Genomic DNA, 19,686 nt, shown 5'->3' on the forward strand with positions numbered 1-19,686 from the left:
TCTCCTGGTCGAGAATCAGCGGGCTCCGACGGTCGACTTCTGTTCGATGTCGACGACGGAGATGCTCGCTGCAATGAGCAACTGTTCCAATGCAGATTCGACATCCTGCTTCCATCCGTGATCCCGATCCAACTCGAGTCGTAGTCTGGGAAATCTGTGATGGGGTGCAATCACTTCGAATCCGACCTTCTCGAGAAAATCGGCCTCGATCATGCACGTCGACGCCGAACACGTCAGATGTGCCGTCGCATTCGGAACCACCGGCGCTGCGTCGTCGGCGTTGTGCCGAATGCCGAATGCCTCGAGGGCGCGCACACCTCGATTGACGAGATCTCCCACCACCGCCTGAATCAGGGTGGCCGAGTGCAGATCGGCATCATCCGGAGAATCGATTCGTAGTTGCGTCAGCAGAACCGCGTCGTGACTGACGGGCGACGTCGGAAACGTACTCGCCCGCGGAACGGCACGGGGTGGGCAATAGAGTGCGCAGCCGATCGTCTTGCCGTCGACGGACAACAGCTGCCCACATGATCCCCACTCGAGCATGATGGTCGACAACCACACTTCGTTCTCGAACTCGAGGTCGACCGACAAATCCTCCGATGCAGGATCGAGCACCCAGAAGCTACAGCGCCGCGAATGCGACGGCAGATGCTCGAACGAACCGAGAGTCACTCCGGTCACCATCGCCGACACCGCTTACCTCAGCCTTCGTGCATTCGTTCCAACGGGAAAATTCTGTCTCGGAGCCGATCCGTACCTCGACAAGAATAGGCGATCCGATCGTCGACCCTCTCGCGCGGACCGTTTCCCTGAAATAGGTTGCATGACAATGTTTTTCGACATCAATCGCGACTTTCGAGACCGTAGATTGTGGAGCTACGTCACAGTGACGTTTCGCCCGCGTACGTCTGGTCCTGAAAAAACGCCGCTACTTTTTCTTCTGCGCTTCCATCATCTCGACGATCCTTTCGAGGTCGTCCACCGACCCGAACTCGACCACAATCTTGCCTTTTCGCTTGCCCAAACTGACCGTCACCCGAGTATCGAAGGAATCGGAGAGCCTGTCGGCGACGTCCTGAAGCCCGGGCATCTGCATCGGCTTACGTCGAGGTGCCGGTTCCGGGCTCGTTCCGTCTTCCCGATTGGCAAGGGTGACGGCTTCCTCGGTCGCGCGGACGGACAATCCTTCGGCAACGATCCGCGCAGCCAACGACTCCTGTGCATCGGAACCTGCATCCAACGACAGCAGTGCACGAGCGTGCCCGGCCGACAGAACTCCCGCCGCCACTCGACGCTGGACCGGAATCGGTAGCTTCAACAGTCGAATCATGTTGGTCACGACCGGACGTGAACGCCCGATTTTCGCGGCCAATTCCTCGTGGGTCACATCGAATTCTTCGAGCAGTTGCTGATACGCCGCCGCCTCTTCGAGCGGATTGAGCTGTACCCGATGGATGTTTTCGAGCAACGCATCGCGCAGCATTGCGTCGTCTGCTGTTTCGCGCACGATCGCGGGGATCGACTCGAGGCCGGCTTCCTGGCTCGCACGCCACCGACGCTCGCCCATGACGAGCTGATATTTTGCGTCTCCGGCGGCGGCGGTACCCGAAACCAGTCGAACCACGATGGGCTGCATGAGCCCGAATTCGCGGATCGAGTGCACCAATTCGCCGAGAGATTCATCGTCGAAGACGTGTCTCGGCTGCTTCGGATTGGCTTCGATTCGATCCGGTGCGATCTCGCGATACACGGCGCCGACGGGGGAGAGGTCGTCTCCGTTGAGCACAGGCGGCGTCGGGGTGGGAGCCGTAGCAGTCTCCGTTGCGTCGTCGGCCGACGGCGTGCGCTTCGGCTTCGTGGACGTATCCGGCTTGTCCTTGGCATTGCGATCCGCCCCGATGATCACGTCTGCGGCAGCGCTGCCGAGGCGCGGCCCGGCATCGGGTCCCGTCGGAATGAGCGAGGCCAGGCCTCGGCCGAGGCCACCTTTACGCGTTTGGCTCATCTATTTACTTCTTTCGTGCTTCGTCGATGCCGGCCGACCGCGCGGCGAGTTCTCGTCCGGCGTCCAGGTAACTCATCGCACCTCGTGAACCGGGGTCGTAATCGAGCACCGTCATGCCGTAACCGGGTGCCTCGGATACCTTCACGCTCCGAGGAATGACGGCCCTCAGGACGGCGTCCCCGAAGTGCTTGCGGACCTCTTCCGCGACCTGGTCCGCCAACTTCGTACGGCCGTCGTACATCGTCAGGATCACCGTGGAGACGTGAAGTTCGGGGTTCAGATGCGACTGCACCAGCTCGATATTGCGCAGGAGTTGTCCCACTCCTTCGAGTGCGTAGTACTCGCATTGGATCGGAATGAGTACCTCGGTCGCTGCAACGAGCGCGTTGACCGTCAGCAGGCCGAGTGACGGAGGGCAGTCGATCAGGATGAAGTCCGCGTCGATTCCCCCGAGCTCCTCGACCGACAGGGCTGTCTTCAGTCGGCCTTCACGGGCAACCATCGACACCAACTCGATCTCTGCTCCGGCAAGATCGATCGTGGCCGGAATGCAGAACAGTCGCTCGCTGTGCGGGCTCTGCTGCACGGCATCCTTGGCGCTGACTTCACCGATGAGCACCTCGTAGCTCGACGGCACACCGGAGTGGTGCTCGACGCCCAGAGCGGTGCTGGCGTTGCCCTGGGGGTCGAGATCGACCACCAGGACCGTCAGGCCCTGAAGGGCGAGCGCGGCAGCCAGGTTCACGGCGGTGGTGGTCTTGCCAACGCCGCCCTTCTGATTGGCGATCGTCAGCATGCGCCGCTTCGCCGGCTTCGGGAGCGACACCGATCCCGGGTGCAGAACCTGACTGGCTCGATGTGCCGCGGCACCGATCGGAGTGTCGTCGGGCGAGATCGCGTTGGTGTACTCGAAGTCGGAGCTCTTCTTCACCGCCGGTGCCGACTCGGACGAGTTGGACGCGTTCTTCTTGGATGCTGTTTCACGTGAAACAGCGGAATCGGACCCACCCGACATATGTGCTCCTTAGTGCGGAACTGACTGTGTTCAATACGATCGATAAGGACGAGCGCGGGACTGACGAGTCCGCAACCGAAGGTCAGTGACGACCCGGTCTCCGAGGCTGACGGACCGCTCTGACGACGATGGTTGGAGTAGGCAGCAGGCCCACTCCACACTCCACTACCTCCAGCTTGCCAGCACCCATCCGTGTGAGGGAAGCCCGGTCTCGCTCGATCTCTTCACCGGCGCTCGATCCCTTCAGAGCCAGCATCCGACCGTGATCGTGAACAAGAGGAAGCGACCACTTGGCCAGCTTCTCCAACGGGGCCACTGCCCGTGACGTCACCACATCGGCGCCGCCCGCCTCCTTCTTCACGCCGGGCTGTTCAGCGCGACCGCGTACAACCAGGACGTTCAGATCGTGCTCCTCGATGAACTCGGCGAGGTACACGGTGCGGCGAAGAAGCGGCTCCACAAGAGTGACACGTAGGTCCGGCCTCGCGATTGCCAACGGGATTCCAGGGAGTCCCGCGCCGCTGCCGATGTCCACGACGGTCTCGCCCTCGTCTATGAGTTCGCCGATCGCCGCGCAGTTGAGGATGTGGCGTTCCCAGAGTCGTGGAACCTCTCGAGGTCCGATGAGCCCACGCTCGACGCCCGCAGTCGCCAACGAGTCGTGATATTGCCGGGCCAATTCGATTCGGTCCCCGAATACCTGCTCCGCGATTGCCATCAACTGGGTGCTATCCGAGCGTTCTTGTTCCACGTGAAACATCTTCCCGTGCCCGGGCGCGGAACGCCAAACGACATCGCTGTAAGTACGCGAAACTGCACACTGATTCGGACATCGCTCTCCTCGGCGGGCTATCCGATACTTCTCAAGCCGGGCGGCGCCATCCCTTGTATCTGTCCAGACCATGTGCGGTCCCTAATCCTGCGGGTGGCGTCCGCCGAACTGATTCCCTGACGATCCAGATCCCATCGGCTCCCAGTTCTCGACGACGCCGACCGGGGTGCACCCCGGATGGGTCGCCCGAGCGAGAGCCACGCGGCTCGATCAGCCGTCGCGAGGGTTGTCCAGTGTTGGCGGCGTTGCCAGATGTTTCACGTGAAACTGCTTCGGACCCGACGGACGCGGGGGTTCTGCTGTGGCAGCTTCCGACCGATTACTACAGAGGCTCGCCAGAACCGCGCGGATTCGGTCTGGCGGGATCGAGGTCTACGCAACGACGAGTCGCACCTTCGTCGCGTCGAGCAATCCGGCGTGGACGCTGAGGTTCCGACCGCGTCTAGGGTCGGCCGATTCTCGGTATCTCGATGGATACCGACGACGATGTTTCACGTGAAACTTTTTCCCATTCGACGCGCCTGAGACTCTGCTGTTGCAGCCTTCCCTCGATTGCCGAGACCTCTCGGTCGAGGCGAGCGGATGCAGTCCCGTGGGGAGGATGTCGACAAACCGACATACGCTTCACGTTCGACACTTCGAGTGCCATCGTGCCAACACCTCAGATCCGATCGGCTAGAGAAGTCCGGCTGTATTCACAATCCATAGGATCGGCGGCCACGATTTCTCACATGACGCTGACCGATCGCCCCATCGCCGGATCGCCCCTGCGCGAACGGGTGACACGTGCGGTCGCGTCTCGGATTCGGGGCGTGAGGCCTTCGGTGAAGATCGTCGCGTTTGCTTCCCCGCTGTGACTGATCATCGACCTGTCGAGTGAGCCGGGGGGAGCGGTTCGCCGCCGGCACCACCTGATGGCCAACCGCCCCGCCTCTCCCAGTTCGTGGGCCCGACGCCACGCGTCCGTGAGGGACAGAGGCGGCACCGGTCAAGGGAGACTCCGCACAACCACAGCGAAGACTTTAGAGCCGGCCACCCTGACGGTCTGCACACTCGAAGCTCTGGTCGGGAACTCGGCCGAAGCCCGTGCGCGCGATGCGTCCAGGATCCGAATAACCAAGCGCAGGCGGAAGTCACTGGTGCGTCTGATAGGTCTCTCCACCATCCACTGACAGATGGTGGCAAGAGATCGCGGCAACTGTCCATTCGTCGCTGATCCCGCCGCACCATATCTCCGATCAAAGTCGCGGCCCCGATTCGTGTCCGACGCGAGTCTGGAGATGCCGGTCCGGCGATACCTGGAGAGGCCGGCGTCATGACTCGAACACCCGATGCCGAGGACCACTTCATGACCTAACCGAGCGACAGTCAAAAAATTCGATTCACCCCAGCTGCGCACGGAAGCCCGGTTTCACGTGAAACATCAAAGGTCGGTCGTGACCGTCCCCGGCGCGTACTTCCCCGTCGTCAACCCTCGGTTTAGGAGCGCTGCCCAACCGGGGACCTTCCCGAGTGTCTGAAGACTTCCGGCGTTGTTTCACGTGAAACCACAACACTCGACTCTTATCGACCACCAACAACCGAGCACGCGTACACGCGTCACAGTGACGAAAGCGTCGCGCATACCTGGATCGAAAGATTTCGTCGACGAGTTCGGTCACAGACCATTCTCGAACCGTGTTTTCGTCCGAATTACACGGATGACATTCGAGCCGATCCTGGACACCAATGACCGCATACGACGATGGCCCCCACCGAAGTGAGGGCCATCAGATCGTGCAACCGAACAGGTTGTCGGGAGGTGGTGCGCTGCTATCCCTTGACGACAACTACCCGCCGAGACGGTTCGACTCCTGTGCTCTCGCTGGCAACGCCGTCGATCTTGGCGACTGCATCGTGCACGATCTTGCGCTCGAACGGAGTCATCGGAGTCAGTTCTTCTCGCTCGCCTGATTCCAACACTCGACGCGCGGCTTCGGCACCGAGATTGCCCAGTTCGGTACGACGCTTCGCCCGCCAGCCGGCAACGTCGAGCATCAGCTTGCTGCGCTCTCCGGTCGACTGCTGAACGGCCAATCGGGTCAGTTCCTGAAGAGCATCGAGAACCTCACCCTTACGGCCTACGAGCTTGGCGAGATCGTCCCCACCGTCGATGCTGACGATGGCCCGGTCACCCTCGACGTCCAGATCGATGTCTCCGTCGAAGTCGAGAACGTCGAGAAGCTGTTCGAGGTAATCGCCAGCGATCTCGCCTTCCTCGACCAAGTAGTCCTCGTCGTCATCATCATCGTCGTCATCGTCAGGCGCGGCCTTCGCAGCCTTGTCTTCGACCACCTCGGACGCGGGGGATTGCTCTATCACGGCATTCTCGTCCGCATCCGCGTCGACCGCGCTGAGCTGATCGGCCTCGACCATCACGTCATTCACTCCATCCCCGGATACCGCACCGACTGGCTTCTGTACTTCGTCGTTCTGAGCTTCTTCTACGTCCGCTGCCATGTTCGTCCTTCTCTCGACGTGTCGGTCAGCGCCGCTTGCGCTTGGTCGACTTGTTCCGGTTCGCCTGCGGTCTCGGCCTGACCGGAGCTGCCGCACCGTTGGTCGGATCCGAGGTGTCACCGGTGTCGGTCGTCGCATCGTCGTCTACCGGCGCCATCTTCGACAGCTTGGGCCGCGCACCCGGCTTCGGCTTGGTCACCGATACCGGCTTCACGCCCGGCTTCGGCGCATTCTCGGAACGCTTCTCCACGGCAGCGACAGCCTTGGCAGCTTCTTCTTTGTCGATCTTTCCGAATACCAGGTGCTGCTGTGCGTACGTCCAGGTGTTGTTACTGACCCAGTACAGCAGGATCGCGATCGGTAGCAGGGCGCCGAAGACCAACACGCCCAGCGGGAACACGTACAGCGCAAGCTTGTTCATGATCGCGGACTGCGGATTCGCAGCTGCTGCAGCACTCTGACGGGCCACCGATGCACGCGAGTTCATGTGGGTCATGATCGCCGCGATGATCATCAGTGGAATCGACACCGCCGCGATGACGAACGTCGACGGAATGGAGGCGCCCGGTCCCACGGCGAACGCGTTGAGCTGCTCCTGCGGCATGGTGATCCATGCCGAAATCGGGGCTCCGAACAGTCGAGCGTCGAGGAAGGACTGCACATCGGCCACGCTGAACGCATAGTTCGAGAGTTCGCGGTTCTCTTCCGGGCTCAGGCCGAGCTGACCGACACCGGTGCCGGTGCGGTTGAACGAACGAAGCACGTGAAACAGTCCGATGAACACCGGTGCCTGTGCCAACACGGGTAGACAGCCCATCAGCGGGTTGAAGCCGTGTTCCTTCTGCAGTTTCTGCATCTCGACGGCCATTTTTTGTTTGTCTTTGCCGTACTTCTTCTGCAGAGCCTTGATCTGCGGCTGTAGCTCTTGCATCTGCCGCGTCGTGCGAACCTGCTTGACGAAGGGCTTGTACAGAATCAAGCGCAGGGTGAAGACCAGGAAGACGACGGACAGTGCCCAGGCGAATCCATTGCTGGGATCCTGGAACACAAAGCCGAACACCTTGTGCCACACCCAGAGAATCCAGGCAACCGGATAGTAAATGAAGTCGAGCACGGCTCTATGTACTCCTCTGTTCTTCCACTCGCACGAGATCGTGGTGTTCTTCGGTTTCGGTCATCTCGGTGACGCTCGCGCGCCACTTACCGGGTTCAGGCACCGGGTTCCATCCTCCAGAGTGCCAGGGAGCACATTTGAGGAGGCGGACGACTGCCAGCAACGAGCCCTTCAACATCCCGTGCACCTCGAGCGCCTCGATGGCGTACTCACTGCAGGTGGGGGAGAAGCGACAGGTAGGAGGTCTCATCGGGGACACATAGATTCGGTACAACCCGATGAAATACATGAGAGATCGAGCAGGAATGGAACGAAGGTTGCCCATGAATGTCATGACGGCGGACCCTTCGGAGCTTCGAGAAGACCGAGCTTCTTCAATCCTGAACGCAGTTGAACCAATAGATCTGCCGAGGACGCTGTCGCGGCACCCGGCAATGCGCGGATGACCACGTCGGTGGTCTCGAGGAGCTCACCGACCACGTCGGTACAGATATGCCGAAGCCGGCGCGCAACTCGATGACGAGTTACGGCCGGCCCGACTGCCTTGCTGACGATCAATCCGAATCGTGGTCCCCGAACGGTCGATGCGATGTCCTGCTCGTCCCGCACAACGGCGTGAACGACCAGATCAGATCTACCCATTCGGCGTCCTCGACGCACCGCTACGGAAAAATCACGTGCTCGGTGCAGTCGATTCGGCTCAGGAAGCATCCCGAGCTCCAAGGTCCGGACGAACGAATATCAGGCTGTGAGTTCTTTACGGCCCTTGCCGCGACGTGCGGAAACGATTGCACGACCCGCACGGGTACGCATACGAAGACGGAAGCCATGAACGCGCGCGCGGCGGCGATTGTTCGGCTGGAACGTCCGCTTGCCCTTGGCCACGGTCAACACTCCTCGAGATTCGAAGACGCCGATCTGTCGGCGCCTGCTGTAAAGGTTCCAGCGAGTTCGGATGAAGTCGCTTGCCTCCCGAGCGAGAAATCCGAGTGAAGACAGACTGTGAGCAGCCAGCAAGCATCGGCCACCTCGCTATTGGGTGACTGTTCGAGAGTACTGATCGAGTCACCGGTGGTCAAACTCGCTCCGAACCGATCGGCTCGGCCGTTCATGCACAGGCACCGGAGGATTCGGTGACCGAGGGTGTGATGTGCCTCGACATCGCTCGCCGATGACCGATCGAGCCCACGCGGTTCGTCCGATCGTACGACAGACAGCGACCATCCATGCAGGTCAGACTTGTGCGTGCGTCATACCACGAGCAGGGAGGAGCCCTGGGGTCACATCGGTGTCGTTTATCCACACCTGTGGATAATTGTGTGGAAACACAGATCAGGTGGCATATTCGTACCTTGCGGGGTCCACCCACGGACCCTGGTCTCCGCCGCGGCGACGCACGATCGACGACGCTATCCGACGCCGACGTCGCGCGGGCAGGAAACGACGCACGAGTTTCGACGCGTCGTACCCGTACGAGACCAATGCTCGGCGGTCCAACCACCGCCGAGACACCGATGCTCGACAACGGAGGGATCGACGTGAACGACGATCCGGATGCGCTCGCGCGTATCTGGCCCGAGGTGGTCGCGGAGCTCACTTCCGACCGTCACAGTGGGTCTCCCCTCACCAAGGGCCAGAAGGCCTGGCTCGCGCTGGTCAAACCGCTGACTCTGACGCAGGGGTTCGCCCTCCTGGCCGTTCCCTCGACATTCGCTCAGGAAGCGATCGAGCGAGACCTTCGAGAGCCGATCCTCGGAGCACTGGGCCGACATCTCGGGCAGGGCGTCGAGGGCCTCGGGGTCCGCATCTCCGCTCCCGAGGACGAGAAGATCGACTCCGAGCGGTCGGCCTTTCCCGACGCCGTCAGCTCGCCCACCTACCGGCGCCGCGTCCTGACCAGCAGAGACGACGAACCTTCCGATTCCGAGACCGCCGATTACGAAGAGGTGGACGACGAGCGCGAAGCGTTGGCGAGCGTGCAGAACTCGTGGCCGACTTATTTCACCAAACCCCCTGAATCTTCACCCCCATCGTCCGGCGCGAACAGCCTGAACTCGAAGTACACCTTCGACACGTTCGTCATCGGCGCCTCCAATCGGTTCGCTCACGCAGCTGCCGTGGCCATCGCCGAAGCACCTGCCCGCGCCTACAACCCGCTGTTCGTGTGGGGTGCGTCGGGATTGGGCAAGACTCATCTCCTGCACGCGGCCGGTCACTATGCGCAGCGACTGTTCCCCGGAATGCGGGTCAAGTACGTCTCCACCGAAGAATTCACGAACGACTTCATCAACAGTCTTCGTGACGACCGCAAAGTGGCGTTCAAACGCCGCTACCGCGAGACGGACGTGCTGCTCGTCGACGACATTCAGTTCATCGAGGGCAAGGAAGGCATCCAGGAGGAGTTCTTCCACACCTTCAACACCCTGCACAACGCCAACAAACAGATCGTCGTCTCGTCCGACCGGCCCCCCAAGCAGCTGGCCACCCTGGAAGAGCGTCTCCGTACCCGCTTCGAATGGGGCCTGATCACCGATGTGCAGCCGCCCGAGCTCGAGACGCGCATCGCCATTCTGAGCAAGAAGGCTCGGATGGACCGCCTGGACGTGCCACACGACGTACTCGAACTGATCGCCAGCCGCATCGAACGAAACATCCGCGAGCTCGAAGGCGCCCTCATTCGCGTGACGGCATTCGCATCGCTCAACGGGCAAGCGCTCGACCTCACATTGGCGGAGGTGGTGCTGCGCGATCTCATTCCCGATTCGTCGAGTCTCGAGATCAATGCCGCAACGATCATGGCCGTCACGGCGGAGTACTTCAACACCTCCATCGAGGACCTGTGCGGCCCGGGTAAGGCCCGAGCGCTGGCGATGGCCAGGCAGATCGCCATGTATCTCTGCCGCGAGCTCACCGACTTGTCGCTGCCCAAGATCGGCCAGACGTTCGGACGAGACCACACGACGGTCATGTACGCGGACAAGAAGATTCGCAAGGAGATGACCGAGCGCCGGAAGGTGTACGACCAGGTCCAAGAGCTCACAGCACGGATCAAGCAACGCTCGAAGCGGTAGCCCACCGGGCACAGACGAACGCAGAAGACGGCACCGAATCCCATCGCGGGTTCGGTGCCGTCGCCGTTTCTCGTCCGTGATCGGCGTCGATTTTCGACTCGATGTCGACCTATTTTTCCGGCGTCGACCATTGATTCACACCTGTGGATAACCATGTGGACAACATTGAAGTTCTGGGGATGGAGTGTGGGCGCCTGTGCACCGATGGGATTCGTCCACAGGCAGCCGCGCGTCAATCGCATATTGGTCCCGAATTCATCCCCACGACACCACGCGAGGCGACCAGCAGATCCGACCGTCCGTGCACAGATTGCACAGGACCTATTAATACTTCTGTTTTCTCCTTGAAAGAACTTCTTTGAAAACAGGTGTTGGGGAACGATCCGTTCACAGGCCCGAAGAGATCACCCGAATCCCACGTACGGCTCGAACCTCGAGCTTTCGTCTCGGGTTCGGAGGGCATACGGTGTGCTTGCGCTGGATGTGCCACACTCGTCGTTGCATCGGTTCGAGCCGCAACCTTCGTGGTTGCACCGCTCCGGCCGTGAGGACGAACGCCACCGAACGAGAGGAAATGCCGAGCGATGGAGCTTGGAAGTTTGAAGTTTCGCGTTGCTCGTGAAGATTTTTCCGATTCCGTGGCGTGGGTGGCCCGTAGCCTCCCGTCACGGCCGCCCGTTCCCGTTCTCGGTGGAGTTCTTCTTGCCGCCGATGAGCAGGGTCTGACGGTCTCCGGATTCGACTACGAGGTCTCCGCTCAGGTCAAAGTCTCTGCCGAGGTAGCCACGGCAGGCCGAGTTCTGGTGTCGGGCAAGCTACTTGCCGACATCACCAAGTCGCTGCCGAACAAGCCGGTGGACGTCACGGTCGATGGAACCCGCGTTCTGGTCAACTGCGGAAGCGCCAAGTTCTCCCTGCCGACGATGCCGGTGGAGGACTACCCGCAGCTCCCCGAGTTGCCCAGCAACACCGGTTCGCTGGCCGGTGATGTCTTCTCCGAGGCAATTGCCCAGGTCGCCATCGCGGCGGGCAAGGACGACACGCTTCCCATGCTCACCGGTATCCGCGTCGAGATCGACGGCACCAACGTCGTTCTTGCTGCCACCGACCGCTTCCGGTTGGCGGTTCGTGAGGTGGAGTGGGCTCCCGCCGGGGCCGACACCACCACCGCGGTGCTCATCCCGGCCAAGACTTTGTCCGAGTCGGCAAAGACTCTGGGCGGTAACTCCGGCTCGCCGGTCGAACTGGCTCTCGGTTCCGGTTCGTCCATCGGCAGCGACGGTTTGTTGGGCATCGTCAGCGACGGGCGCCGCACCACCACGCGCTTGCTCGACGCCGAATTCCCGAAGTTCCGTCAGTTGCTGCCGGCCGAGCACACTGCGGTGGCGACTCTCGAGATCGCATCGCTGGTCGAGGCGATCAAGCGTGTGGCACTGGTGGCCGAGCGCGGTGCGCAGGTCCGCCTGGAATTCAACGCCGACGGTGTACTGCTGTCCGCAGGTGGCGACGATGCAGGTCGCGCCGAGGAAGCTCTGCCTGCCGACTTCCAGGGCGAAGCACTGACCATTGCCTTCAACCCGGGATACCTCATCGACGGGTTGTCCTCGCTGCACAGCGAAAAGGTGACGTTCGGGTTCACGACGCCGAGCCGGCCTGCAGTGCTGCGTCCGACGTCGGACGAAGAACTGGTGGCCGACGACGCAGGCAAGTTCGCGGCGCCCAAATCCGAATACACCTATCTGCTGATGCCCGTCAGGCTGCCGGGCTGATCCTGCCTGGTTACTGTTGGACCCGCGGGAACTTTCGCACCTGACACAGACAAGGACGCGTCATCATGCAGCTCGGCTTGGTCGGTCTCGGAAAAATGGGCTTCAACATGCGCGAGAGGTTGCGCGAGCACGGTCACGAGGTCATCGGCTACGACCCCCGGCCGGAGGTGACGGACACCCCGTCGTTGGCCGGTCTGGCTGAGGCGTTGACGGCACCGAGGGTGGTGTGGGTGATGGTTCCATCCGGCCAGATCACCCGCGATACGATCACGGGCCTGGCTGAGGTTCTCGAGCCGGGCGATCTGGTGATCGACGGTGGAAACTCACGATTCACCGATGACAAGCCCAACGCAGAGTTGTTGGACGCCAAAGGAATCGGCTACGTCGATGCCGGTGTATCCGGTGGTGTGTGGGGCCTGAAGAACGGCTACGGGTTGATGGTCGGCGGTCAGGACGAGCACGTCGCCCACGCAATGCCGATTTTCGACGCCTTGCGTCCGGAAGGCGAACGCGCGGACGGATTCGTTCACGCCGGCCCCGTCGGCGCGGGCCACTACTCGAAGATGGTGCACAACGGCATCGAATACGGATTGATGCAGGCATACGCCGAGGGCTACGAGATCCTCGAAGCCGAAGAGCTCGTGCAGGACGTGCAAGGTGTGCTGCGGGCGTGGAGCAAGGGCACGGTCGTGCGATCCTGGTTGCTCGATCTGTTGGTCGAAGCACTCGGTCAGGATCCGGAATTCAGTGCGATTTCCGGATACACCGAGGACTCCGGTGAGGGTCGTTGGACGGTCGAGGAAGCTATTCGCCACGCCGTACCCGCTCCGGTGATCTCTGCCGCGCTGTTCGCGAGATTCGCTTCGCGACAAGATGATTCGCCGGCAATGAAGGCCGTCTCGGCTTTGCGGAACCAATTCGGTGGGCACGCGGTCAAGAAGGCAGACGCCGACGAGACCCTGCGCGCACCGGCCCCGAAACACGAGTAAGTGTTCGTCCGGTCTCTGCAGCTACACGACTTCCGATCCTGGGACGACGTCACCGTCGACCTGGGACCGGGCTCGACGGTGTTCGTGGGACCGAACGGGCACGGCAAGACCAACCTGCTCGAGTCGCTCAACTATCTGTCGACGTTGTCCTCGCATCGCGTGTCGACGGATGCTCCGATGATTCGGGCGGGTGCTCCCAAGGCGTTCGTGGGCAGCGCGGTGGTCAATCGCGGTCGTGAGCTGATAATCGATGTGGAGCTGCTCGAGGGCAAGGCCAACAAGGCTCGGATGAACCGCTCGCCGTTGCGACGACCGCGGGAGATTCTGGGCGTGTTGCAGAGTGTGCTGTTCGCTCCCGAGGACCTGTCCCTCGTGCGTGGCGATCCCGGCGAGCGTCGACGGTATCTGGACGAACTGCTCACCAGCCGAATTCCTCGAATGGCCACTGTCCGTGCCGATTACGACAAGGTTCTGCGTCAGCGCTCGGCACTGCTCAAGACGGCCAGCGGCTCGTTGCGTCGAGGATCGTCGTCGAGCGACGGTGCAAGTGCTCTCGCCACCCTCGACGTCTGGGACGGGCATCTCGCGGCGCACGGAGCTCGATTGCTCGCTGCCAGAATAGGTTTGGTGCACGAGCTGATGCCTTTCGTGCAGCAGGCCTACGGGTCCATCGCGCCGGAATCGCGACCCGCGACACTGTCGTATCGCTGCAGCCTTGCCGAAGCATTGCCGCCGGAATTCTCCGACGCCGGCCGAGCCCCGTTACCGGACGACGTCGATGTGCTGGAAGCCGCTTTCCTGCACCAACTCTCGGTGATGAGACAGCGAGAAATCGAACGCGGTGTGTGTCTGGTGGGGCCTCATCGGGACGATGTGGAGTTGATGCTCGGTGATCAGCCCACCAAAGGTTTTGCCAGCCATGGTGAATCGTGGTCGTATGCTCTGTCGTTGCGACTGGGGTCCTTCGGGCTGTTGCGCGAGGACGGCACAGATCCCGTGCTGATGCTCGACGACGTGTTCGCCGAACTCGACCGAAAGAGGCGTGCTGCGCTCGCGGCGGTGGCGGCCGGTGCCGAGCAGGTGTTGATCACGGCCGCGGTACCGGAGGACGTACCACCCGAGCTCGATGCCCGTCGCTACGGCGTCGAAGCACATCAGAACTCGGAATCCGGTGCAGCAGGCCGTATCTCGCGTATCACGGATCTGTCGATCACCGTCGACGCCGCACGCGAGGAGAGCGAGGTTCGATGAACGACGACGAAGGAGCATCCGCAGACAAGGGCGAGACGCCGGAGTTGAAGGGCGTCGATCTCGCGCGTCGTGCACTCGAGGACGCGCGCGCCGCGGCCAAAGCCAGTGGAAAGTCGGTGGGGCAAGGGCGGTCGTCTCCGACGGGTGGTGTCCGTGCGCTGCGGGGGCGTCGGCGACGGGGTTGGTCGGGAGCCGGGCCCGACGACCGAGATCCGCAGGCATTCGGCGCACTCGCCAATTCGATCGCGTCCAAGCGTGGATGGTCGGCCAAGGTGTCCGAAGGCGCCGTGCTGGGGCGGTGGGCCAGCGTCGTCGGTGAGGACATCTCGGCGCACGCCGATCCCACCGGGCTCAAGGACGGGGTGCTCAGTATCTCCGCCGAGTCGACGGCATGGGCGACGCAACTGAGGCTGATGCAGTCTCAGATTCTGGCGAAGATCGCCGCGGCGGTGGGCCACGGTGTGGTGACCTCACTTCGTATTACCGGGCCGACCACGCAGAGCTGGCGAAAAGGTGAACGTCACGTCCGCGGTCGGGGTCCGCGAGACACCTACGGATAGTGATTGTTCCCAAAATAGGTTTGTCGTAATGCCTGGTCCACATGATCCTCAACAGATGTTGGGTGCAGTGTTGCTGTGAGACTGTCGGTGTGCGTAGCGTGATTCGGAACACGCAACGGTCGGGGGACCGAATACTGATACATGCGGCCATCGGACGAGGAGAAGTTGTGTCTGCACCTACGAAGAAGGCGTCGACAACGGCGGTCGACGTCGATGGGACCCCCGAAGACAGAGTGGTTCTGCACGCTCGGAACGTCGAGTTCGACTGGGAAACTCTGCCGCTGCACTATATGGACGGCAATCCGCTGGCCACGCACCTGATCAATGTGATGCACCTACTTCTGCCCGAGGGTGAGGAGTGGTTCGTGCGCACGTTCAAGGAGGCGTTGCCGCTGATTCACGACGATCAGTTGCGCGACGACGTGATCGGCTTCATCGGCCAGGAAGCCATGCACGCGCAGGCCCACACCGATGTCCACGACCAGCTCCGTGCACACGGCATCGATGTCGATCCATACGTGGATCAGATGAAGTTCCTGTTCGGCCGCGCTCTCGGTAACCGTTCGGGCCACGGACAGAACAGTCTGGTCGAGCGGCTCGCCCTGATCGCTGCAGCCGAGCACCTGACCGCGTTCCTCGGCGACTGGGTTCTCAATGCGAAGGAGCTCGACGCCGCCGACGTCCACCCGGTGATGCTGGACCTGCTGCGTTGGCACGGTGCCGAAGAAGTCGAACATCGTTCGGTGGCATACGAGGTGATGCGCTACTTCGATGTCAGGCCGGCGCGGCGAATCCGTACCTATGTCGTCATTGCACCCACCCTCGTCTGGTTCTGGACGCGCGGCGTTCGCTACCTGATGAGCCAGGATCCGACGTTGGCACATCTGTCGCCGAAGCAGCGCACGCCGTCGTTCCGCGAATTCCGACGAGTGGCCAAGGCTGGTCTGTTTCCTACCCCGATGTCCATGGTCAAGGCGTCGTTGCGGTACTTCAAGAGCACCTATCATCCGTCGCAGGAAGGCTCGACGGCTCAAGCCGTGCAGTACCTCGCTACCTCTCCGGCGGCGCGGTCCGCTGATCGATGACCAAACGCACGTTGCGGAGCAAGCTCGGCGCAATGGCGCAGAAGGTCGACTCGTTTCGAGTGGGCCGTACGATTCCTCGGAATCTGTACGGGCGTGACGAGCCGGATCAGACGGTGTCGCTGGTCACCGATGCACTCGACAAGTGGTTCGCCCTACTCGACAACGAGAAGTACGACGATTCGTTCGCGGCACCTCCGGTTGCGCGTACCCGAGAACTGACGTTGGTCTCCCGGGAGGTGCTCTGCGTCGACGAGCAGGTGGTGCTGTTGACCTTCGCCGCGGCCGACGGGTCCGCTCTGCCGGCGTGGGCGCCGGGGATGCACTTGGATTTCTACCTTCCGTCCGGTCGTCGACGGCAGTACTCACTGTGCGGTCTGCCGAGCGAGAACACGTACTCGATCGCTGTGCGGCTGGTGCCCGACGGCGGCGGTGGATCTCCGGAGATGCATGCTCTGACGGTGGGCACGCACGTGTCGATTCGGGGACCGCGCAACGGATTTCCTTTCGTCCCGTCCGAACAGGCTGTGTTCGTGGCGGGCGGAATCGGTATCACCGCGATCATCTCGATGGTGCGTCGAGCTCGTGATCTCGGGATGGACTGGCACTTCGTCTACTGCGGTCGCTCGCGTGAGTCGATGCCGTTCCTGGACGAGATCGCCGGCTGGGATCCCGCACGGGTCACCGTCCGCACCGACGACGTGGAGGGCATGCCGTCGAGCATGGATCTGCTCGGATCGACGGCACCCGGCGGATCGGTCTACGTATGTGGTCCGCCGCCTATGATCGATCTGGTTCGCGCGTCGTTCGATGCCCTCCCGGCCACACATCTGCACTTCGAGCGCTTCTCGCCGCCGCCGGTGAAGAACGGTACGGAATTCGAGGTGCAGCTCGTCGACTCGGGAGAGATTCTGTCTGTCGGTGCGGAAGAGACTGCGCTGCATGCCATTCGACGGGTTAGGCCCGATATCGCGTACTCGTGCCAGCAGGGGTTCTGCGGTACCTGTCGGGTGCGAGTACTCAATGGAACACCGCAACATCGAGAGAATCGCCTCACGTCCGAGGAGCAGAAGAACGAGATGTTGATCTGTGTGTCGCGTTCGGACGGACAGCGGATCGTTCTCGATCTGTAGCCGAATCGCCGGTTTTACCCTTCATCTTTGCCGTCCGGTATCGAAAAAATGCGTCTGTGAAGCAATCAGGGGCCTTTTAGGGGTGTCATCGTGCCCATGCTGTCGCAGCCAACCAGTACTATGGACCGGTACGACATCAAGCCCGGAACAAACGCATGGAACGCGCACGGTCGAAAGACCGTGCCGGCCCTCTGCGGTAGCACCTGGTACAGGTGTGAGCGGGGTAGTGGACGCGTAGAAGGAGAACCAGCTAACCGTGGCTGCCCAGAAGTCAGGTAACAGTGAGAACAGCAAGGATTACGGCGCGTCTTCCATCACGGTCCTCGAGGGCCTGGAAGCAGTTCGTAAGAGGCCCGGTATGTACATCGGTTCCACCGGTGAACGAGGCCTGCACCACCTGATCTGGGAGGTCGTCGACAACTCCGTCGACGAGGCCATGGCCGGTTATGCCTCCACCGTCGACGTCACCATCCACGAGGACGGCAGCGTCGAGGTCAAGGACGACGGCCGCGGTATCCCCGTCGCCATGCACTCCTCCGGTGTTCCCACCGTCGAGGTCGTCATGACCCAGCTCCACGCCGGCGGCAAGTTCGACTCCGACTCCTACGCCGTCTCCGGCGGACTGCACGGCGTCGGTATCTCCGTCGTCAATGCCTTGTCCACCAAGGTCGAATTGCAGATCGCGCGTGACGGGCACCGCTACAAGCAGACCTACGACTACGCCAAGCCCGGCCCTCTCGAGACTGTCGGAGACACCGGCGAGACCGGCACCACGGTTCGCTTCTGGGCCGATGGCAAGATCTTCGAGACCCTCGACTACAGCTTCGAGACCGTGCACCGTCGCCTGCAGGAGATGGCGTTCCTGAACAAGGGACTGACCATCAACTTCACCGACGAGCGAGTCGCAGCGACCGACGCGACCGAGGAAGAACTAGGTGAGACCGCCGAGGCACCCAAGACCGCCGAGGAAGAGCAGGCCGACGCGGCCAACGCGAAGCCGGCCAAGGTGCGTAAGCGGACGTACCACTACCCCGACGGTCTGGTGGACTTCGTCAAGCACATCAACCGCACCAAGACCGCGATTCACAACTCGGTCGTCGGCTTCACCGGCAAGGGCGAGGGCCACGAGGTCGAGATCGCCATGCAGTGGAACGCCGGCTACTCCGAGTCGGTGCACACCTTCGCGAACACCATCAACACGCACGAGGGCGGCACCCACGAAGAGGGCTTCCGTACCGCTCTGACGTCGACGGTGAACAAGTACGCGATCGAGAAGAAGCTGGTCAAGGAGAAGGACGTCAAGCTCACCGGTGACGACATCCGTGAGGGCTTGGCTGCAGTCATCTCGGTGCGGGTCGGCGAGCCGCAGTTCGAGGGACAGACCAAGACCAAGCTCGGTAACACCGAGATTCGCTCGTTCGTGCAGAAGGCCTGCAACGAGCATCTCTCGCACTGGTTCGAGTCCAACCCCGCCGACGCCAAGACCATCATCAACAAGGCGGTCTCGTCCGCGCAGGCCCGCATGGCCGCGCGTAAGGCACGAGAGTTGGTGCGCCGCAAGAGCGCAACCGATATCGGTGGCCTGCCCGGCAAGCTCGCCGACTGCCGCTCGAACGATCCGAGCAAGTCCGAGATCTACATCGTGGAGGGCGACTCCGCCGGCGGCTCGGCCAAATCCGGCCGCGACTCGATGTTCCAGGCGATTCTGCCGTTACGCGGAAAGATCATCAACGTCGAGAAGGCTCGCATCGACCGCGTCCTCAAGAACAACGAAGTCCAGTCGATCATCACCGCGTTCGGCACCGGCATCCACGACGAGTTCGACATCACCAAGCTGCGCTATCACAAGATCGTGCTGATGGCCGACGCCGACGTCGACGGCCAGCACATCTCCACGCTGCTGATGACGTTGCTCTTCCGGTTCATGCGGCCGCTGATCGAGAACGGCCACGTCTACCTGGCCATGCCGCCGCTGTACAAGCTCAAGTGGAGCCGCGGAGAGCCCGATTTCGCGTACTCCGATCGCGAGCGCGACGGACTGCTCGAAGCCGGTATCGCCAACAAGCGCAAGATCAACGTCGAAGACGGCGTCCAGCGGTACAAGGGCCTCGGCGAGATGAACGCCAAGGAACTGTGGGAAACGACCATGGACCCGGCAGTGCGAGTGCTGCGTCTGGTCACCCTCGACGACGCTGCTGCTGCGGACGAACTCTTCAGCGTCCTGATGGGCGAGGACGTGTCCGCACGCCGAAGCTTCATCGCCCGCAACGCGAAAGATGTTCGCTTTCTTGACGTTTAGTCACTTCCCTTCACGCGCCGACGAGTGCTCTCGGCGCGTGAAGGTGACCGTTTCTCGAGGAGAT

Annotated in this window: 17 protein-coding genes; 8 read left to right on the plus strand and 9 right to left on the minus strand. The window is 61.9% G+C overall.

All coding sequences use genetic code 11. The annotated features are described in order from the left end of the window. Positions 1 to 15 precede the first annotated feature (15 nt). From ACQR3T_RS10285 to rpmH, 9 genes are all read right to left on the minus strand, one after another. Positions 16 to 696, minus strand: coding sequence for a hypothetical protein (locus tag ACQR3T_RS10285; RefSeq protein WP_037174975.1), 681 nt, complete (start codon positions 694 to 696; stop codon positions 16 to 18). A 235-nt stretch (positions 697 to 931) separates the two neighbouring features. After that, on the minus strand, positions 932 to 2,008 hold the full coding sequence (locus ACQR3T_RS10290) for a ParB/RepB/Spo0J family partition protein (protein ID WP_428693325.1): 1,077 nt from the start codon (positions 2,006 to 2,008) through the stop codon (positions 932 to 934). A gap of 4 nt (positions 2,009 to 2,012) precedes the next feature. Beyond that, complete coding sequence (locus ACQR3T_RS10295; protein WP_032378750.1) at positions 2,013 to 3,023, minus strand: ParA family protein; 1,011 nt, start codon at positions 3,021 to 3,023, stop codon at positions 2,013 to 2,015. An 82-nt stretch (positions 3,024 to 3,105) separates the two neighbouring features. Continuing rightward, entirely contained in the window at positions 3,106 to 3,783 is a 678-nt protein-coding gene (gene rsmG, locus ACQR3T_RS10300) for a 16S rRNA (guanine(527)-N(7))-methyltransferase RsmG (protein ID WP_037174972.1), read from the minus strand. Between the two features lie 1,884 nt (positions 3,784 to 5,667). Beyond that, the gene (locus ACQR3T_RS10305) at positions 5,668 to 6,270 is read right to left on the minus strand and encodes a protein jag (protein WP_080739140.1); all 603 of its coding nucleotides are present in this window, start codon (positions 6,268 to 6,270) and stop codon (positions 5,668 to 5,670) included. A 109-nt stretch (positions 6,271 to 6,379) separates the two neighbouring features. Next, the gene (gene yidC / locus ACQR3T_RS10310) at positions 6,380 to 7,468 is read right to left on the minus strand and encodes a membrane protein insertase YidC (protein WP_428693326.1); all 1,089 of its coding nucleotides are present in this window, start codon (positions 7,466 to 7,468) and stop codon (positions 6,380 to 6,382) included. A gap of 4 nt (positions 7,469 to 7,472) precedes the next feature. Then, positions 7,473 to 7,802 (minus strand): membrane protein insertion efficiency factor YidD, encoded by a 330-nt coding sequence (gene yidD, locus ACQR3T_RS10315; protein WP_428693327.1) that lies wholly within the window; start codon positions 7,800 to 7,802, stop codon positions 7,473 to 7,475. Further along, entirely contained in the window at positions 7,799 to 8,179 is a 381-nt protein-coding gene (rnpA, locus tag ACQR3T_RS10320; RefSeq protein ID WP_428693328.1) for a ribonuclease P protein component, read from the minus strand. The genes yidD and rnpA overlap by 4 nt, the downstream gene beginning before the upstream one ends. A gap of 30 nt (positions 8,180 to 8,209) precedes the next feature. Further along, positions 8,210 to 8,353, minus strand: coding sequence for a 50S ribosomal protein L34 (rpmH, locus tag ACQR3T_RS10325; protein ID WP_026347786.1), 144 nt, complete (start codon positions 8,351 to 8,353; stop codon positions 8,210 to 8,212). Between the two features lie 653 nt (positions 8,354 to 9,006). Between rpmH and dnaA the strand changes: the two genes are divergently transcribed. The 8 genes from dnaA (at position 9,007) to gyrB (ending at position 19,622) form a co-directional block, all read left to right on the plus strand. After that, positions 9,007 to 10,539, plus strand: a complete 1,533-nt coding sequence (dnaA, locus tag ACQR3T_RS10330) for a chromosomal replication initiator protein DnaA (protein ID WP_037175211.1) — start codon at positions 9,007 to 9,009, stop codon at positions 10,537 to 10,539. A gap of 584 nt (positions 10,540 to 11,123) precedes the next feature. Next, positions 11,124 to 12,308 carry a DNA polymerase III subunit beta gene (gene dnaN / locus ACQR3T_RS10335; protein ID WP_032378757.1) on the plus strand — a complete coding sequence of 395 codons (1,185 nt, stop codon included), beginning with the start codon at positions 11,124 to 11,126 and terminating at the stop codon, positions 12,306 to 12,308. Between the two features lie 65 nt (positions 12,309 to 12,373). Beyond that, a complete protein-coding gene (gnd, locus tag ACQR3T_RS10340) occupies positions 12,374 to 13,297 on the plus strand; it encodes a phosphogluconate dehydrogenase (NAD(+)-dependent, decarboxylating) (RefSeq protein ID WP_032378758.1) in 924 nt (307 codons plus the stop codon). Next, the gene (gene recF, locus ACQR3T_RS10345) at positions 13,298 to 14,548 is read left to right on the plus strand and encodes a DNA replication/repair protein RecF (RefSeq protein ID WP_032378759.1); all 1,251 of its coding nucleotides are present in this window, start codon (positions 13,298 to 13,300) and stop codon (positions 14,546 to 14,548) included. Further along, a complete protein-coding gene (locus tag ACQR3T_RS10350) occupies positions 14,545 to 15,108 on the plus strand; it encodes a DUF721 family protein (protein ID WP_032378760.1) in 564 nt (187 codons plus the stop codon). Before recF ends, ACQR3T_RS10350 begins: the two co-directional genes overlap by 4 nt. A gap of 167 nt (positions 15,109 to 15,275) precedes the next feature. Further along, positions 15,276 to 16,193: a metal-dependent hydrolase gene (locus tag ACQR3T_RS10355; protein ID WP_428693329.1), complete on the plus strand. Its 918-nt coding sequence runs from the start codon at positions 15,276 to 15,278 to the stop codon at positions 16,191 to 16,193. A 32-nt stretch (positions 16,194 to 16,225) separates the two neighbouring features. Continuing rightward, complete coding sequence (locus ACQR3T_RS10360) at positions 16,226 to 17,323, plus strand: PDR/VanB family oxidoreductase (RefSeq protein ID WP_032378762.1); 1,098 nt, start codon at positions 16,226 to 16,228, stop codon at positions 17,321 to 17,323. A 256-nt stretch (positions 17,324 to 17,579) separates the two neighbouring features. Next, entirely contained in the window at positions 17,580 to 19,622 is a 2,043-nt protein-coding gene (gene gyrB, locus ACQR3T_RS10365) for a DNA topoisomerase (ATP-hydrolyzing) subunit B (RefSeq protein ID WP_428693330.1), read from the plus strand. Positions 19,623 to 19,686 lie beyond the last annotated feature (64 nt).

Origin of the sequence: Rhodococcus sp. IEGM1428, assembly GCF_050321865.1 — a bacterium.
In the GTDB taxonomy this organism is placed as follows: Bacteria; Actinomycetota; Actinomycetes; order Mycobacteriales; family Mycobacteriaceae; genus Rhodococcoides.

Bases quoted from the DNA above. Each gene is read 5' to 3' on its own strand.
- dnaN (WP_032378757.1), top strand. From the start codon at position 11,124: ATGGAGCTTGGAAGTTTGAAGTTTCGCGTTGCTCGTGAAGATTTTTCC.
- ACQR3T_RS10360 (WP_032378762.1), top strand. From the start codon at position 16,226: ATGGCGCAGAAGGTCGACTCGTTTCGAGTGGGCCGTACGATTCCTCGG.
- rnpA (WP_428693328.1), bottom strand. From the start codon at position 8,179: ATGCTTCCTGAGCCGAATCGACTGCACCGAGCACGTGATTTTTCCGTA.
- ACQR3T_RS10350 (WP_032378760.1), top strand. From the start codon at position 14,545: ATGAACGACGACGAAGGAGCATCCGCAGACAAGGGCGAGACGCCGGAG.
- rsmG (WP_037174972.1), bottom strand. From the start codon at position 3,783: ATGTTTCACGTGGAACAAGAACGCTCGGATAGCACCCAGTTGATGGCA.
- yidD (WP_428693327.1), bottom strand. From the start codon at position 7,802: ATGACATTCATGGGCAACCTTCGTTCCATTCCTGCTCGATCTCTCATG.
- ACQR3T_RS10295 (WP_032378750.1), bottom strand. From the start codon at position 3,023: ATGTCGGGTGGGTCCGATTCCGCTGTTTCACGTGAAACAGCATCCAAG.
- gnd (WP_032378758.1), top strand. From the start codon at position 12,374: ATGCAGCTCGGCTTGGTCGGTCTCGGAAAAATGGGCTTCAACATGCGC.
- ACQR3T_RS10305 (WP_080739140.1), bottom strand. From the start codon at position 6,270: ATGGTCGAGGCCGATCAGCTCAGCGCGGTCGACGCGGATGCGGACGAG.
- ACQR3T_RS10290 (WP_428693325.1), bottom strand. From the start codon at position 2,008: ATGAGCCAAACGCGTAAAGGTGGCCTCGGCCGAGGCCTGGCCTCGCTC.